This window comes from Streptomyces sp. NPDC048636, from assembly GCF_040650655.1.
Classification (GTDB): domain Bacteria; phylum Actinomycetota; class Actinomycetes; order Streptomycetales; family Streptomycetaceae; genus Streptomyces.
Window position 1 is genome coordinate 1 of record NZ_JBEZHR010000014.1, and the last position, 17,871, is coordinate 17,871.

Annotated in this window: 9 protein-coding genes; 7 read left to right on the forward strand and 2 right to left on the reverse strand. The window is 72.2% G+C overall.

Annotated features, from left to right (window positions below; translation table 11 throughout):
* The 6 genes from AB0C66_RS29015 to AB0C66_RS29040 all read left to right on the forward strand — a co-directional run.
* A partial coding sequence (locus AB0C66_RS29015; RefSeq protein WP_362444931.1) for a type I polyketide synthase occupies nucleotides 1–3,412 on the forward strand: 3,412 nt, incomplete at its 5' end.
* A complete protein-coding gene (locus tag AB0C66_RS29020) occupies nucleotides 3,405–3,842 on the forward strand; it encodes a nuclear transport factor 2 family protein (protein ID WP_362444934.1) in 438 nt (145 codons plus the stop codon). The genes AB0C66_RS29015 and AB0C66_RS29020, both read left to right, overlap by 8 nt.
* A gap of 47 nt (nucleotides 3,843–3,889) precedes the next feature.
* Nucleotides 3,890–4,357 (forward strand): nuclear transport factor 2 family protein, encoded by a 468-nt coding sequence (locus AB0C66_RS29025; RefSeq protein WP_362444937.1) that lies wholly within the window; start codon nucleotides 3,890–3,892, stop codon nucleotides 4,355–4,357.
* Between the two features lie 35 nt (nucleotides 4,358–4,392).
* A complete protein-coding gene (locus AB0C66_RS29030; protein WP_362444940.1) occupies nucleotides 4,393–5,823 on the forward strand; it encodes an FAD-dependent monooxygenase in 1,431 nt (476 codons plus the stop codon).
* Entirely contained in the window at nucleotides 5,820–9,836 is a 4,017-nt protein-coding gene (locus AB0C66_RS29035; protein WP_362444943.1) for a type I polyketide synthase, read from the forward strand. Before AB0C66_RS29030 ends, AB0C66_RS29035 begins: the two co-directional genes overlap by 4 nt.
* An 86-nt stretch (nucleotides 9,837–9,922) precedes the next feature.
* Nucleotides 9,923–10,261 (forward strand): acyl carrier protein, encoded by a 339-nt coding sequence (locus AB0C66_RS29040; RefSeq protein ID WP_362444946.1) that lies wholly within the window; start codon nucleotides 9,923–9,925, stop codon nucleotides 10,259–10,261.
* An 81-nt stretch (nucleotides 10,262–10,342) separates the two neighbouring features.
* On the opposite strand, the gene AB0C66_RS29045 is transcribed toward AB0C66_RS29040, so the two are convergent.
* Nucleotides 10,343–11,602: a cytochrome P450 gene (locus tag AB0C66_RS29045; RefSeq protein WP_362444949.1), complete on the reverse strand. Its 1,260-nt coding sequence runs from the start codon at nucleotides 11,600–11,602 to the stop codon at nucleotides 10,343–10,345.
* A gap of 281 nt (nucleotides 11,603–11,883) precedes the next feature.
* Here AB0C66_RS29045 and AB0C66_RS29050 point away from each other — a divergent pair, with 281 nt between their 5' ends.
* Nucleotides 11,884–12,753 carry an alpha/beta hydrolase gene (locus AB0C66_RS29050; RefSeq protein WP_362444952.1) on the forward strand — a complete coding sequence of 290 codons (870 nt, stop codon included), beginning with the start codon at nucleotides 11,884–11,886 and terminating at the stop codon, nucleotides 12,751–12,753.
* Nucleotides 12,754–12,828: 75 nt separating this feature from the next.
* Here AB0C66_RS29050 and AB0C66_RS29055 read toward each other — a convergent pair whose 3' ends face one another.
* The gene (locus tag AB0C66_RS29055; RefSeq protein ID WP_362444955.1) at nucleotides 12,829–17,868 is read right to left on the reverse strand and encodes a type I polyketide synthase; all 5,040 of its coding nucleotides are present in this window, start codon (nucleotides 17,866–17,868) and stop codon (nucleotides 12,829–12,831) included.
* Nucleotides 17,869–17,871 lie beyond the last annotated feature (3 nt).

Genomic DNA, 17,871 nt, shown 5'->3' on the forward strand with positions numbered 1-17,871 from the left:
GGAGGTCCTCGCGGGGATCGAGCCGGTCCAGGCGGAGGTGGCGTTCTACTCCACCGTGACCGCCCGGCGGATGGACACCAGCGGGCTCGACACCGCGTACTGGGTGGCGAATCTACGGGAGCGGGTGCGGTTCGCCGACGCCGTACGCGCACTGCTCGACGACGGCCACCGCGTATTCATCGAGGCCAGCACCCACCCCGTCCTCACCGTCGGCTTGCAGGAGAGCTTCGAGGAAGCGGGGGTCGAAGCGGCCGCGGTGCCGACCCTGCGCCGGGACCACGGCGGTCCGCGTCAGCTGGCCCGCTCGATGGCGCAGGCGTTCACGGCCGGGGTGGCGGTGGACTGGGCCCGCTGGTTCCGTACCGGGCCCGCCCCGCGGGTGGTCGAGCTGCCGACGTACGCCTTCCAGCGCGAGCGGTACTGGCTGGACCCCGAGGGCGGACCGGGCGGTGACCCCGCCGGTCTGGGGCTCGCCTCCGCGGACCATCCGCTGCTCGGCGCCACCGTGGAACTCGCCGATGGCAGCACCCGGCTGCTCACCGGACGGCTGTCCGCGGGCACCCACCCGTGGCTCGCCGAACACGTGGTGGCCGGTGCGGCGCTCGCCCCCGGTGCGGTGCTGGTGGAGTGGGCGCTGCGGGCGGCGGACGAGGTCGGCTGCGGCTCGGTGGAGGAACTGGCGCTCCAGGCCCCGCTGGTGCTGCCCGAGTCCGGGGGCTTGCGGGTGCAGGTGGTGGTGGCCGCCGCCGGGGAAGACGGACGGCGCGAGGTGCGGATGTACTCGTCGCCCGACCAGGTGGCCGGATCCGGCGCGGACGCGGAATGGGTCTGCCATGCCACGGGTGTGCTGGGTGCGCCCACGCCCGGCCCCGCACAGGCGGAGGGGCTGGCCGGGGCGTGGCCCCCGGCGGGCGCGGAGGCGCTGGACATCGACGGGTTCTACGAGCAGGCGGAGGCGGCCGGTTATGGCTACGGCCCGGCGTTCCGGGGGCTGACGGCCGCCTGGCGCGACGGGGCGGATGTGCTGGCCGAGGTGGCACTGCCCGACGCGGCCGGTGACCGGGACGGCTTCGGGATCCACCCGGCGCTGCTGGACGCGGCCCTGCACACCTCACTGCTGGTGGACCGGCCGGAGGGGCGGGACGACGACGGCCAGGTGTGGCTGCCGTTCGCGTGGAACGGGGTGTCCCTGTGGGCGGCCGAGGCGACCACGGTACGGGTGCGGCTGTCGCGCGACGAGCGACGGCAGACACTGCGGCTGACGGTGGCCGACGCGGTGGGCGCACCGGTTCTGACGGTGGATTCGCTGGTGACCCGACCGGCCGCGACGGACCGGCTGCGGGCCGCGGCGGCCTGGCGCGGTGTGGACGGGCTGTTCACCCTGGACTGGACCGCCCTGCCCGCCCCGGTGCCGGGTGGACCGTCGTGGTCGGTGGCCGGTGACGGCGACTGGGTGGTGCTGGGCGAGGACCCTTGGGGGCTTGCGGAGGCGGTCGCGGCCGACGCGGGTCCACCGGGCCCGTCCGTGGTGTGCCACCGGCATCTGGACGCGCTGCTGGAGGCCATGGAGGCGGGCGAGGCGGCCCCTTCGGTGGTGCTGACCGCGGTCCGGGCCGACGGTGAGGACGGCCACGACGGGCTGGGAGTGACGGAGGAGCTGCTGCGTCTGGTGCAGGACTGGCTGACGCGGCCCGCGCTGGCCGACGCACGGCTGGTGGTCGTCACCCGGGGAGCGGTGGCCGCCGTGGCCCCGTCGGACACCACCGGGACCGATCCGGGCGGCGCGGGTGCCTGGGGGCTGATCCGCAGTGCGCAGTCCGAGAACCCGGGCCGGTTCGTCCTGCTCGACCTCGACGGGGATCCGGAGGGCGTGGCGGACGCGGTACTGCGGGCGCTTGAGCTCCAGGAGCCTCAGCTCGCGGTGTGCGAGGGTCGGGTGCTGGTCCCCCGGATGGCGCGCGCGGGCGCGGGAGCCGCGGCGGGTGCGGACGGCGAAACCGGCCCGGAGGTGTCCGGTGTGCTCGACCCCGAGGGCACCGTTCTGATCACCGGTGGCACCGGCACCCTGGGCGCCCTGGTGGCCGACCATCTGGTGCGCACCTGGCGGGTCGGCCGTCTGCTACTGGTCGGCCGACGCGGTCCGGACGCACCCGGCGCGAAGGAACTCGCCGATCGATTGGCCGAGTTGGGCGCCCAGGTACGGATCGTCGCGGCCGACGTCACCGACCCCGAAGAGGTGTCCGGCCTGCTCGACGGGATCGACCCGGCGCATCCGCTGACCGGTGTCATCCACGCCGCGGGGGTGCTGGACGACGCGGTCGTCACCTCGCAGACCCCGGAGCGGCTGGCCCGTGTATGGCGGCCGAAGGCCACGGCGGCAACCGTACTGCACACCGCGACCGCGAAGCTGCCGCTGCGCATGTTCGTCATGTTCTCCTCGACGGCGGGGACGCTGGGCGCCTCCGGACAGTCCAACTACGCCGCGGCGAACGCCTACTGTGACGCCCTGGCCGCCCACCGGAGCACCCGAGGGCTGCCGGCGGTGTCGATCGCCTGGGGTCTGTGGGCCGACGCCAGTGGGATGACCGGCCACCTGGAGGACACCGACCGGGCTCGGCTGACGCGTTCGGGCATCGGCGCCATGTCCCGCGAACGGGCACTCGCCCTGCTGGACGCGTCCGTCCTGCACGGCGCCCACCAGCTCGTCGCCATCGACCTGGATGTGCGGGCGCTGGCCGGTCAGCCCGCGCTCACCCTGCCCGCTCCGCTGCGTGCCCTGACCATTGGCGGCACGGCACGGCGCACGGCGGCCTCGGCACGACCGCATACGGACTGGGCCGGGCATCTGGCCGCCCTGCCACCGGCCGAGCAGCACCGCACTCTGCTGAATCTGGTGCTGACCCACGCCGCGGCGGCCCTCGGCCACGCCGACCCCGGCCGGATCCACACCGAGCGCGGCTTCCTCGAGCTCGGCTTCGATTCGCTCACCGCGATCGAGCTGCGCAACCGGCTGACCGCGGTCACCGGGCTGCGGCTGGCCACCACGTTGGTGTTCGACCATCCCAACCCGGTGGCTCTGGCGGCGTATCTGCACACCGAGCTGGCACCCGAGAAGGCCGATCCGCTGCCCGCGCTGCTGGGTGAGCTGGAGCGGCTGGAGGGTGCCCTGCTCGCCGCCGCCCAGGACGAGACGGCGCGCGGCACACTGCACCAACGCCTGCGGACCACCGTGGCGAAGCTGGCCGGGCCGAACGGCGGCGAGCCGGAGGACGCCATGGTGAGCGGCCGCATCCACGACGCCTCGACCGACGAGATCTTCCAGTTCATCGACCGGGACCTCGGGCGGGACCTGGGCCCGGACCTGGGCCGGGGCGACAGCGACGGAGAGCACACGGGAGTACACGGTGATTGATGAGCGAAGCCGGAAGAAGCTGATCCTCGAGCACAGCCGCCGGATGAACGCCGCGGATGTCGACGGGCTTCTCGAACTCTACGCGGACGAGGTGTCCTTCGAGGACCCGGTCGGCTCCGTCCGCCGGTCCGGACGTGACGCGCTGCGCGCGCACTTCGAGGAACTGGTGGCGGCGGAGATCGAGGAGGTGCCCGGGCAGCCGGTCGCGGGCCAGGACGGCGCACATGTCCTGGTGCCCGTCACCGCCACCATGAACTACCTCCCCCTGGGCCCGGTGTTCGCCGGCCGCGGCTGGCTGACGGAGCCGGCCTCCCCCGAGGGCAAGCGCATCACCTGGGACTACGTGGTGATGATGCGGGCGGGGAAGGGCGGTCTGATCCAGGAGTTGCAGATGTTCTGGGGGAGGTCGGACATTGGCGTCGCGGACTGACCCCCGGACCGGCACCCCACCACCCCGGACCCGTACAGGAGACCGTCATGGCCGATGAGGCGACCCTCAAGAGAATGGCGCTGGAGTACGCGGCGCGGATGAACTCCGGTGATGTGGACGCCGTCCTGGAGCTGTTCTCGGACGACATCGTCTTCGAGGACCCGGTGGGCGCGCCGCCACTGATCGGCAAGGAGGCGCTGCGCGAGCACATCGCGTGGTCCATCGAGTGCCAGGTGCACGAGAGTCCCGGCCGCCCGGTCACCTCGATGGACGGACGGCGAGTGGCGGTGCCGACGACGGTCACGGTCCTCTCCCCGACCAAGCTGACCTTCAGCATCGTCGGTGTGATCGAGCTGGGGGACGACGGACTGGTCCACCACGCCCAGGCGTTCTGGGGGATCACCGACACCAAGGTGGGCGACGGCCCCGAACTCACCGGTGTCGCCCACTTCATGGCCGTCACCCAGAACCTCGCACAGATGGTCAACGCCAAGGGCAGCCCGAGCCGGAGCTGACCGGCCGCAAGCGCTGAAGGGACATGAGCAGAACCATGACCGAACGGAAGCACGGAATCGTCTTGGGCGGGGGCTGGGCCGGGTTGCTGGCCGCCCATGTGCTGGCCCGCCACCTGGAGAGCGTCACCGTCGTGGAGCGCGATGTGCTGCCGGACGGACCCCGGCACCGCAAGGGATCGCCACAGGCGCGCCATGTCCACGTGTTGTGGTCGAGCGGTGCGCGGATCGTCGACTCACTGCTGCCCGGCACCGTCGACGGACTGCTGGACGCGGGCGCCCGCCGTGTCGGTTTCCACCAGGACCTGGTGACGTTGACGTCCCACGGCTGGCAGCACCGGTTCCCGGCGAGGCAGTTCGCCATCATGTGCACCCGCCCGTTCCTTGACTGGATGGTCCGCGACCGGATCCTTGCCGACGGGCGGATATCGCTGCGGCAGCGCACCGAGATCCTCGACCTCGTCGGCGACGCCAAGCGGGTCGCCGGGGTGCGGTTGCGCGACATGGACAGCGGTGCGGTCGAAACCCTGGAAGCGGACCTGGTCGTCGACGCGTCGGGGCGTGGCTCGCGGTTGCGGCACTGGCTGTCGGCGCTGGAGCTGCCCCCGCTGGAGGAGGACGTGGTGGACGCGGGCATCGCGTACGCCACCCGGGTGTACCAGGCGCCGCCCGGCGCCGCCGCCGGGTTCCCCGCGGTCAATGTGGCGGCCGACCACCGGCTGCGCGAACCGGGCCGCTTCGGGGTGGTGTATCCGCAGGAGGACGGCACCTGGATGGTGACGCTGTCGTGCACCCGGGGCGCGGGGCTGCCCACCCAGGACGAGGACTTCCTGCCGTACGCCGAGACGCTGCGCCATCCGCTGGTGGCCGATCTCATCAGCCGCGCCGAGCCGCTGACCTCGGTGGCCGTCTCGCGGGTCGGCGCCAACAGGCGGCTGTATCCGGAGCGTCTGGAGGGCTGGCCGGAGGGGCTGCTCGTGCTCGGGGACGCGCTGGCCGCGTTCAACCCCATCTACGGCCACGGGCTGAGCGCGGCAGCGCGGGCCGCGGCCGCCCTGGACGGTGAACTCCGGGCGTCGGGTGCCGATCCGGGCGCCGCCCGCCGCGCCCAGCAGGCCATCAGCGCCGTGGTGGACGATCCATGGATCATGGCCGCGTCCAAGGACGTGGAGTACGTCAACTGCCGTGTCGCCGTGACCGATCACCGGCTGAGCGGCGGGGTCGCGGCACGGCAGCGCTTCTCGGATCTGATCGCCGACCGGTCGATCCGCTCCTCCGCGGTGTGCGATGTGGTGACCGATGTCATCAGCCTGACCGCTCCACAGTCCGAACTGGCCTCCAGCCGGTTCCTGTCGCTGATGCACAAGGACCGGGTGCTCCCGGAGCTCACCGCGCCACCGCTGACCGCCGAGGAATTGGCCCTGGTCGATCTGAATCCACGCAGCACGGTGGGTGTGGGCGGCTCATGACGAACGAGGACAAGCTCGTCGACTACTTGAAGTGGACGACGGCCGAGCTGCACCGCACCAAGGGGCAGCTCGAAGAGGCCCGGTCGGCGCGCGAGGAGCCGATCGCCATCGTGGGCATGGCCTGCCGGTTTCCCGGTGGTGTGCGCACTCCCGCGCAGTTGTGGGAGCTGGTGGCCGAGGAGCGGGACGCGGTCTCCGCCTTCCCCACCGACCGTGGCTGGGACCTGGAGAACCTCTACCACCCCGATCCGGACCACCACGGCACCTCCATCGTGCGCGCGGGCGGCTTCATCCATGACGCGAGCGCGTTCGACGCGGACTTCTTCGGCATCGGCGAGCGGGAGGCGGCGGCCATCGAGCCGCAGCAGCGGATGCTGCTGGAGCTGGCGTGGGAGGCCGTGGAAAGCGCGGGTATCGCCCCGTCCACCCTGCGCGGCAGTTCCACCGGTGTGTACACGGGGGTGATGTACCACGACTACGCCTCCCGGCTGGACGAGATCCCGGAAGGTCTGCTGGGCCCGGTGGGCAACGGCAACGCCGGGAGCGTGTCCTCGGGCCGGGTGGCGTTCACCCTGGGGCTCCAGGGCCCGGCGGTCACCCTCGACACCGCGTGTTCGTCGTCGCTGGTGGCGATGCACCAGGCGGGACAGGCGCTGCGCCAGGGCGACTGCACCCTCGCACTGGCGGGCGGGGCGGCCATCCTCTACACCGCGAGTGTGTTCCAGGTGGCGTCCAGTCAGCGCCAGCTCTCCCCCGATGTGCGGTGCAAGGCGTTCGCGGACGCCGCCGACGGCATGGTGTACGGCGAGGGGGCCGGGCTCGTCCTGCTGGAGCGGCTGTCGGACGCGCGCCGCAACGGCCACCGGGTGCTCGCGGTCATCCGCGGCTCGGCGATCAACCAGGACGGCGCCAGCACCGGGATGGCCGCGCCCAACGGTCCGGCCCAACAACAGCTGATCCGGGACGCGTTGGACCGTGCGCGGCTGGCCACGGCCGAGGTGGACGCGGTGGAGGCGCATGGCACCGGTACCGCCTTCGGCGATTCCATCGAGCTCCAGGCGCTGCTGTCCACCTACGGCCAGGACCGGCCGGAGGACCGGCCGCTGCTGCTGGGCTCGGTCAAGTCGAACATCGGTCACACCCAGGCGGCCGCGGGCATGGCGGGCGTCATCAAGATGGTGATGGCGATGCGGCACGGTGTGCTGCCGCGGTCGCTGCACATCGACCGGCCCACCCGGCTGGTGAGCTGGCGCAAGGGCGCCGTACGGCTGCTGACCGAGCGGACTGAGTGGCCGCGGGTCGAGCGGCCGCGGCGGGCCGCGGTGTCCTCCTTCAGCGCGAGCGGCACCAATGCCCATGTGATTCTCGAGCAGCCAGCCGCCGAACCGGAGGAGACCGGGGCGGAGGGTGCCGAGGCCCCCGTGGCGGGTCCCGTGCCCTGGGTGCTGTCGGGACGGAGCGCGGCGGCGCTGCGCGGCCAGGCACAGGCGCTGGCCGAGTGGATGGCCGCCGATGACTGCCCGTCACCGGTCGAGGTGGGCTGGTCGCTGGTGACCTGCCGCTCGGTGTTCGAGCACCGTGCGGTGGTGATGGGGCAGAACCTCGAGGAGCTGCGGGCGGGGCTCGCGGCGCTGGCCGCGGCCGAGCCCCATCAGGCCGTGGTAGGGCCGGGGCTGGTCCGTCCGGGCACGGCGGACTCCACGGGCAGGATGGTGTTCTTCTTCGGTGGCGAAGACGCGGGCCGTGCCGGGGCGGGCGCGGAGCTGTACGAGCGCTTCCCGGTGTTCGCCGCGGCGTTCGACGAGGTCTGCGGTCTGCTCGGGGTGAAGGGCGGGCCCGGGGCACTGGCGTCGCGGGCCGGGCTGTTCGCACGGCATATCGCGGTGGCCCGGCTGCTGGAGTCGCTGGGGGTGCGCCCCGGGGCGGTGATGGGCCATGCGCTGGGCGAGATCGCCGCCGCGCATATCGCCGGGGTACTGGAGCTGCCCGACGCCTGCCGTCTGGCCGCCGCCGACTCTCCGTCCGGGGTCCGTGGTGTGGTCTGTCAGCAGCCGGTCGTCCCGGTCCTCAGCGGCGTCACCGGCCACCCCGTCGATGAGCGGATCGCCACCGCCGACTACTGGACTCGGCACGACCGGGACGCCGGACCACCTCCGGCGGAGCACCCCGTCGACACCCTGGACGAGGTGTCCGTGGTCTGGGATCTCGGTCCGCAGCCCCGCACTACGTCCACGTCAGCCCTGTCGCCCTTCCACGACGGGCGGTCCGAGGTGCGGGAGCTGACCCGTGCGCTGGCCCGGCTGCATATCGCGGGGGCCACCGTCGACTGGGCCGCGTTCTTCGACAGCTCCCCTGCTCCCCTTCCGGTCGAACTGCCCACCTACGCCTTCCAGCGCCGCCGTTTCTGGCTGGCGAACGAGGCACCGGCGGACGGTCCGGCGCAGGTGGAGAGCTGGGTCGACACCGCCTTCTGGAACGCCGTGGACACCGGCGATCTGTCGGTGCTGGAACAGTCCCTCGACCTCCCGGCGGACAGTCACACCGCTTTGCGGGAGGTCCTCCCGGCTCTGGCGGCCTGGCGGCGGCAGCGCGGCTGGCGCTACCGCGTCGCCTGGAAGGCGCTGGCCGATGTGGTGGCTCCGCGGCTGTCGGACACCTGGCTGGTGGTCACCTCCGACGACCCGGCGGCGGAGGTCATGGCCACCGCTGTCACGGACGCGCTGCGCGCCCACGGCGCGGACGTCGTCGTCTGCCCGGGCCCACCGGGACCATCGTCCCCCCAGGACGATCCCGGTGCCCGGTCCCTCTCCACGGCCGTGGCCGGGCGCTCGGTGGCGGGTGTGCTCTCACTGCTGGCGGTGGCCGACGGCGAGCCACCGGCCGACAACGGTCCGAGCCCCGCACTCGCCCCCACGATCCGGCTGATGGAAGGGCTGGAGGGGGCCGGGATCGAAGCGCCGGTGTGGATCGCCACCCGTGGCGGTGTGCGCGTCGACCGCGGTGACCCGGCGGCCCGGCCCGATCAGGCCCAACTCTGGGGGCTGGGTGGCATAGGGGCCATGGAGCACCCCGGGCTCCGGGGCGGTCTGGTCGATCTGCCGCACCGGTTCGACGACCGGGCCGGACGGCGGCTCGCCGGTGTGCTGACAGCGGCTCATGGCGAAGGCGAGGTGGCCGTACGCGCCGACAGCTCCTTCGCCCGGCGCCTCGTCCGTGACAGGCCCGGGCCGAGCGCACGGGGTGGGTGGGCGATGCGTGGCACGGTGCTGATCACGGGCGCGGACACCCCGTTCGGCGCGTATGCGGCCCGCTGGGCGGCGCACGCGGGCGCGGGTCATCTGCTGCTCGTCGGCACCGCGACCCCGGCCGACGGACTGGTGGCCGAGGTTACCGCCTCGGGTGTCGGGGTGTCGGTGGCCGCCGTCGACCCGGCGGACGCCGAAGCCCTCGCCAGCGCCCTCGCCGACCTTCCCGGGCAGTGTCCGCTGACCGCGGTACTGCACCTCGCGGCACCGCTGGGCGATGCGGTGGGGCCACTGGACCCGGCGCGGATCGCGGAAGAGTGGCCGAGGATGGTGGCCGGGCCCGCGAACCTCTGCGCACTCGCCCGGACCAACGAACTGTCGGCGCTGGTGCTCGGCTCCTCGGCCGTCGGAGTCCTGCCCGTACCCGGGCTCGGCAACCAGGCCCCGGCCCACGCCCATCTGCGCGCGCTCGCCGAGGAGTGCCGCGCGCGCGGTGTCCCCGCGGTGTCGGTGAGCTGGGGCGCCCTGGACGATCCCGGTGCGTCCCCCGCGGTCACCGAACGGCTCCGCGACACCGGGATGTCGCCACTGACCCCGCACGCCGCGGCCGCGCTGCTGCGGCAGACGGTCATGGCGGACACGTCGTCCGTGGTCCTCGCGGACCTCGACGAGAAATGGCTTACGGCACAGGCTTCCGAACGGGGAACGGATCGGCTCTTCGATGACGTTTCCGGCCTTCAGCCCCCATCAGGCGGGAGATCCCATTGAACGTACCCGGCTCGAACGTCCGCAGCGCGGTCGATGACCACGCCACCGGCGACGCCACCGCATCCCGACAACCGAACGGATCCGCCATGCACACGGACAACAGCGAAGCCGAACTCGACGGTGCGGCACTGCACCAGGCCCTCTCCATCGCCACTCCGGAGGAGCGTGAGGACATCCTGCGGGAAACCGTCCGGACCCAGCTCGCCGACATCCTGGCCCCCACACCGATCGACGGGGAAAGCAACTTCCTGGAGAACGGCCTCACCTCACTGACCGCACTCGAGCTCACCCGCAACCTCATGACCCTCACCGACGTGGAGATCCCCCTCGTCGCCATCCTCGAGTACCCCACCCCCGCGCAGCTCGGCCACTATCTGGCCGAGGCGTACACGGCGGTCAACTCCGCTGACGGCGCCACGGCCTAGCCGGGCGGCTCACCACGGCGACGCCGCGTGGAGGGGGAGCGATCCCCTGCCACGCGGCGTCTTCGCGATGCGCCGGAGCCTTCAGAACGCGCAGTCCACGTGTTTGATGGCCTCCACGAAACTGGCCGTCAACCGCCGGGGTGCGCCCACCGTGCGGATCTCCGGCAGCCGGGCGAACAGCTCGCGGAAGAGCACGGTGACCTCCATCCGGGCGAGATGGGCGCCCAGGCAGAAGTGCGGACCGACGGAACCGAAGCTCATATGGGGATTGGGATCCCGGGTGATGTCGAAGCGGTAGGGGTCACTGAAGACCTCCTCGTCCCGGTTGGCGGACCAGTAGAAGAGCAGCAGCTTGTCGCCCTCCCTGAAGCGGTTGCCGTTCACCTCGCAGTCGCGGGTGACGGTGCGCCGCATCCAGTTGATGGGGGTGGCGACCCGCAGGATCTCCTCCACCGCGCCGGGGGCGTACTTGTCGAAGTCGGACAGCAGGAGTTCGCGCTGTTCGGGGTGTTCGGTCAGCAGCAGCAGACCGCGGGAGATGGCGTTGCGGGTGGTCTCCATCCCGGCGACGACCAGGAGGATGAAGAAGGAGGACAGTTCCTCGGAGCTCAGCCGCTCACCGTCGATCTGCGCCTGCACCAGCCGGGTGATGAGGTCCCCGGTCGGATTGCGGGTCCGGTCCGCGGCGAGCCGGGAGATGTAGTCCGCCAGTTCGTGCGAGGTCTTCAGCAGCGCCGCCGTCGCCTGGTCGGGGCGCGGTACATATTCGGGGTCGAAGGTTCCGACGATGACGTTCGACCGGTCGTAGATGAACTCGTAGTCGTCGCGGGGAATTCCCATCATCCCGCTGAGTACGGCGATCGGCATGATCGCGGCGACCTGGCGGACGAAGTCACCCGGACCGTCCGCCATCAGATCGTCGACGATCTGCCGTGCCGCCGTATGCGAGGCCGCCTCGAATTCCGCCGCCATTCCGCGGCCGAACGCACGGGAGACCAGCCGCCGCAGCCGGGCGTGCTGGGGATTGTCCATATTGATCATCGAGCCGAAGAAGCTGTTGAACTCCTCCGGGAGATCGACGATGCTGATCGCGGTGGGCAGGGAGCCGAAATCCTGCGGCCGTCGGCTCACTTCGGCGATATCGGCATGCCGCACCATCGCGTAATAGCCGGACCCATGGGCGAACCCGGGCAGGGCCGGCTCGTGGAAGCGCACGGGCTCGGGCCGTCGGCGCAGCGCCGCGAAGGCCGCGTCGCGATCGCCGTACGGCCGGGCCCAGAAGGACAAGTCGGTGAGGTCGATGTTCTCGACACGGGCGAACCTGGATTCCGGGGGATACACGGCGCCTCACTTCAGGCTCGGAGTCTACGGTCGGCAATCGGCACGAATCGCCCGGCGGCGGTTACGGCTCCGGCGGAGAATGCGCATGCTGTCGCGGTACGCCGATTGCGCGTACGGCCTTTGCGGCGCCGACGGAATGCCAAGCAATACCCGGTCTCTCCTGCGCTCAGGCGGTCCAGCTCAGGGTAAGTGTCCCCCGGCTCGCTTAAGCGGCCCTAATCCGCGCGTACCTCACACCCACAGCCCTCGAACAGGGTCCGACGCCCGGCTAGAATTTCCTCATGGATCTTTCCGTGCCCGTAACCGACGATGTGACATTGCATTTCCGGCACCGGCCGGGAACCGAGGCACTCCCCTTCCTCCTGGTCCACGGCATGGCCTCCAGCGCGCGGCTGTGGGACGAGGTCGCCGACCATCTGGCCGCCGCGGGGCATCCGGTGTACGCGGTCGATCTGCGTGGCCATGGGGAGTCCGACACCCCGGAGAAGGGGTACGACACCCCGACGGCGGTGGCGGACCTGGTGGCGGCGGCCGGTGTGCTCGGGCTGACCCGGGTGGTCGTCGCCGGACACTCCTGGGGCGGCAATGTCTCCGTCCGGCTGGCCGCCGAGCACCCCGAACTCGTCGCCGCGCTGGCCCTGGTGGACGGCGGCTGGCTCGAACCGGCCAAGACCTTCAACTCCTGGGAGGCGTTCGTCGGGGCGCTGCGCCCGGCCTCCCTGGAGGGCGCCACGGTGCGGAGCGTCAGCGACTACTTCCGCGCCATCCACCCCGACTGGTCCCCCGCCGCCATCGACGCCGCGGTGGCCACCATGCGTGTCAACCCGGATGGTTCGCTGTCCCGGCGCATGTCCATCGAGCAGCACATGTCGATCCTGCGGAGCATCTGGAACGAGCCGCCGGGACCGTGGTACGCGGCAGTCGAGGCGCCCACCCTGCTGATGCCCGCCATCCCCAAGGGGGCGGACCGGCGGTGGGCGGAGCGCATCCGCTCACGCATCTTGACCACCACGGCGGCGCTGCGCGACGCGACCATGCGGGAGTACCCCGACTCCGAACACGATCTGCACGCCCAGCACCCCAAGCGGGTGGCCGACGATCTGCTCGAACTCGCCCGCACGGCGGGGCGGGCGGCGCACCGCGCACCCTGACCGGTGGTGTGGCGAACCCCCCGTACGAAGGTGGCGTACGGGGGGTTCGGCACGTTTCCGGTGCCGCCCGGGTGATCAGGCTCCCAGTTCGCGGTCGATGAGCGCGAACATCTCATCGGCGGTGGCCGCGGTGAGGTCGTCCCCGTCCGCGGCCTCCCCGGTGGCCTCGTCGGCGGTCCCGGTGTACTTCCACAACAGGGCCTGCAACCGGTTCACCAGACCCGCGCGGCGCGGATCCCCGGCGGGCAGCGCGGCGAGCGCCGACTCCAGCCCCTCGACATGTCCGAGCGCCGGATGGTCCGTCGCCGACTCCTCCGGGAGCACATGGGCCAGCAGATAGCCGGCCAGTGCGTCCGGTGTCGGATAGTCGAAGACCACCGTCGTGGGCAGACTCAGTCCGGTGGCGGCGCGCAGCCGGTTGCGGAGCTCGACCGCCGCGATGGAGTCGAACCCCAGCTCCTTGAAGGGCCGGTCCGGTTCGACCGCCCCGGGCGACGGGTAGTGGAGGACGGCCGCCACATGGGCGCGGACGAGCGCGAGCAGCCTGCCGGTCCGCTCGTCCTCGGGCAGCGCTGCCACCTCCTGGCGCAGCGCCGACGCCTCGGCGCTGCCGACACCGTCAGCGGGGTCGAGCCCGGTTTCCACGGCCTGCCGGGCGGCCGGTACCCCGTCGAACAGCCTGCTCGCCCTGGCCAGTGTGAACAGGGAGACGAACCGCTCCCAGCCGACATCGGCGATGGCCAGCGCGGGGTCGCCGTGGTCGAGTGCCTGGCGCAGGGCGGTCAGTGCCAGCCGGGGGTCCAGGGGCGTCAGCCCCTGCCGCCGGGAGCGCTCGGTGTGCACGCCCAGCGCTTCGCCCTGCCCCTCACCGCCGCTGTCCCCGCCGGTGTCCCCGTCGTCCGCCAGGTCCCACAGTCCCCAGGCGAGGGACACCGTGCTCCGGCCGTGGGCCCGGTGGTGCTCCGCGAGTGCGTCGAGGAAGGCGGTGGCCGCCGCGTACGCGCCATGGTCCTTGCTGCCCCATGCGGTGGCCACGGTGGAGAAGTGGACGACGGTGTCCTCGGGGTCCAGTCCACAGACTTCGGCCAGCTGCGGTGCCGTATCGGCCAGTTGGGCGGAGATCTCCCCGGCCAGCCGTTCCGGGGTGAGCTCCATCAGCGGGGTCAGCTCGCCGGAGGCCGAGGTGTGGACGATGGTGCGGACCCGGTCACCGGACGCGGACAGCTCCTCGGCCAGCCGGGCCACCCCGTCGCGGTCCGCGGGCGCGCAGTCCGCGACGGTCAACTGCACGTCGAGCGCGGCGAGTTCGGCCGTCAGCTCGACGGTGCCGGGGCCGCTCCCCCTGCCGGGGCCCAGCAGCACCACATGCCGTGCGCCCTCGGTGGCCATCCAGCGGGCGATATGGGCGGCGGGGCCGTCGGCGTCGCCCGTGATGAGCACGGTGCCCCGAGGTGTCCAGCGCCGCTCCGGGACACCACTGCCGACCGGGGCGGGTACCAGTCTGCGGCCGAACGCCCCGTCGGCGCGCAGCGCCACCTGGTCTTCGCCGGCCGCCGCCGTGAGCAGACCGCGCAGCCGCTCCGGGGCCACCTCGTCGGGGGAGGCGGGGAGGTCCAGCAGTCCGCCCCACCGTTCGGGAAGCTCCAGCGCCGCCACCCTGCCAAGTCCCCACAGCTGGGCCTGTGCCGGAGCGTCCAGCGGATCACCGTCGCCGATGGAGACGGCGCCACGGGTGGCACACCACAGCGGCGCGTCGATCGCCGCGTCCGCGAGGGCCTGCACCAGGGTGAGGGTGCCGGTCGGCCCGGAGACCACCTCATCGGCGGCGGGCCCACCACCCTTCTCGTCGAGGGCCAGCAGGGACAGCACACCCGTCAGCGGCTGCTCCATATCGGCGTGGCGGGAGCGCAGCAGCTCGGCGAGGATGTCGCGGTCGACGGTGTCGGCCACGTCCAGCCGGTGCACCCGGCCGCCGCCAGCGGCCAGCGCCCCGGCACACACCTCTGCCCAGCCGGTGGCACGGCCCTCCGGCCGGACCACCAGCCAGGAGCCCGCATCCCCCGGGCCCGGATCGTCCAGCGGCTGCCAGGTGACGCGATAGCGCCAGGAGTCCACGGTGGTCCGCTCACGCCGTGCCCGTCGCCACTCGGAGAGCACTGGCAGCACTTCGCCGAGCGAGGAGCGGTGACCGCCGTCCGCGGTGAGGCGCAGGGTCTCACTCAGCGCGTCCAGGTCCCCGCCCTCGACGGCGGCCCAGAACCGTGACTCGTCCTCGTCGGCCGTCGCCACCGTGTGGAACGACACCGAGTCGGCCAGCCAGTACCGCTCGCGCTGGAAGGCGTACGTGGGCAGGTCGACCACACATGGTGCCCCGCCGCCGGTCCGCCAGAGCGTGGTCCAGTCGACGGCGACCCCGGCGGTGAACGCCTGCGCGAGCGCCCGCACCAGCTGTGCCCTGCCGCCGTGGTCCCGGCGGAGCGTGGGGACGGTGACCGCGTCGGCGGCTGCCTCCTCGAAGGTCTCCTGCATGCCGACGGTCAGTACCGGATGGGTGCTGGCCTCGATGAACACCCGGTGCCCATCGGCCAGCAGAGCCCGTACGGCGTCGGCGAAACGCACCGGCTCGCGCAGATTGGTCACCCAATAGCCGGTGTCCAGTTCGGTGGTGTCGACGCGGCGCCCGCTGACGGTGGAGTAGAACGCCACGGTCGACGGTACCGGCCGGACCCCGGCCAGCGCCTCCATCAGCTCATCGGCGATCTCGTCCATCTGGGGGCTGTGCGAGGCGTAGTCCACCTCGATCAGCCGGGCCCGGTCACCGTTCTCCTGGCACCCGGCCACGGCACGCGCGACCTGCTCGGGCGGACCCGAAATCACCGTGGAGGCGGGGCCGTTGACGGCCGCCACACCGACGTCGGCCGCCTCGTCGCCCAGTCCGGACAGCAGCTTGACGGCCTGGTCCTGGCCCACCCCGAGGGATGCCATCGCACCACCACCGGCCAGTCGCCGCAGCGCCTTGCTGCGCCGGGCCACCACCTTCGCACCATCCTCCAACGACAACGCGCCCGCCACCACCGCCGCCGCGATCTCACCCTGACTATGACCCACCACCGCGGCAGGCCGCACACCATACCCAGCCCACACCGCCGCCAACGACACCATCACCGCCCACAACACCGGCTGCACCACATCCACACGACCCAGATCGGCCGACCCGCCCGTACCCCGCAGCACCTCCGACAACGACCAATCCACATATGGCGCCAGCGCCCGCTCACACTCGGCCACCCGCTCCGCGAACACCGGCGAAGCATCCAGCAACCCCGCACCCATACCCACCCACTGCGAACCCTGACCCGGAAACACCAACACCGGACCCAGGTCCGCGGCAGGCGCGGCGCCACCGGGGTGGATCACACCGGGGTGGGCCTCCCCCGCGGCCAGCGCCTCCACGGCCGCGAGCAGCTCCTGCCGGTCCTCGCCCCACACCACGGCCCGATGGTCGAACACCGACCGGGTGGTGGTCAGCGACCAGCCCACATCGGTTGCCGACAGCCGCGGATCGGCGGCCACACGCGCCGCGAGCGCGGCCGCCTGGGCCCGGAGGGCCCGCTGACCGCGCGCGGACAGCACCCACGGCACCGCCCCGGCCACACCGTCGTCCCGCGACTCGACCCGGTCCATGGATCCGGGCTCGTACGGATCAGTGGGTTCGGGCTCGACCAGGTCGGGTGCCTGCTCGAGGATCAGATGGGCGTTGGTGCCGCTGATCCCGAAGGAGGACACGCCGGCGCGGCGAGGGCGCTCGCCCTTCGGCCACTCCACCGGTTCGGTCAGCAGCCGCACCCCGCCACCGTCCCACTCCACATGGGGGGTCGGCTCGTCGATGTGCAGGGTGACCGGCAGCCGTTCGTGCCGAAGGGCCATGACCATCTTGATGACGCCCGCCACCCCGGCCGCCGCCTGGGCGTGTCCGATGTTGGACTTGAGCGAACCAAGCCACAGCGGCCGGTCCTCGGGACGTTCCCTGCCGTAGGTGGCCAGCAGCGCATGAGCCTCGATCGGGTCGCCGAGGGAGGTTCCGGTTCCATGCGCCTCCACCGCGTCGACCTGGTCGGGGGCCAGCCGTGCGTTCTCCAGCGCCTGCCGGATCACCCGTTCCTGCGAGACGTCGTTGGGGGCGGTGAGTCCATTGCTCGCGCCGTCCTGGTTGACGGCCGAGCCGCGGATGACGGCGAGCACGCGGTGGCCGTTGCGCCGGGCGTCCGACAACCGCTCCAGCAGCACCAGCCCGACGCCCTCGGAGAAGCCGGTGCCGTCCGCGCCCGCCGCGAAGGACTTGCAGCGCCCGTCCGGGGCCAATCCGCGCTGCCTGGAGAACTCGGCGAAGGCGGTAGGGGTGGTGAGCGCGGTGACCCCGCCCGCGAGCGCGAGTTCGCATTCGCCCTGGCGCAGCGATTGGCACGCCAGGTGCATGGCGACGAGCGACGACGAACACGCGGTGTCCACCGTGACCGCCGGGCCCTCCAGTCCGAAGGCGTACGCCACCCGGCCGGATACCACCGAGGTCAGACTGCCGGTCGTGGCATAGCCCTCGAACCCCTCGGGGACATGAGGCATCCGGGACAGATAGTCCTGGCTGGAGACGCCCGCGTACACACCGGTCGGGGTGCCCTTCACCGCGACCGGGTCGATACCCGCCCGCTCGAACAGTTCCCAGGACACCTCCAGCAGCAGCCGCTGCTGAGGGTCCATCGCCAGCGCTTCCCTCGGACTGATGCCGAAGAAGTCGGCGTCGAAACGGTCGGCGTCACGGAGGAATCCTCCGTGCCGGACATAGCTGGTGCCCGGGTGGTCGGGGTCCGGATGGTAGAGCCCCTCCAGATCCCATCCGCGGTCGGTCGGGAACGCGCTGATCCCGTCGCCGCCCGAGGAGACCAGCTCCCACAGCTCCTCCGGGCAGCTCACCCCGCCCGGATAGCGGCAGGCCATGCTCACGACGGCCACCGGCTCCTGGGCTCGCTCCTCGACCTCGCGCAGTCGCTGCCGAGCCTGTCCGAGATCGACCGTGACCCGGCGCAGATACTGGCGGAGCTTGTCTTCCGTACCCGACATCAG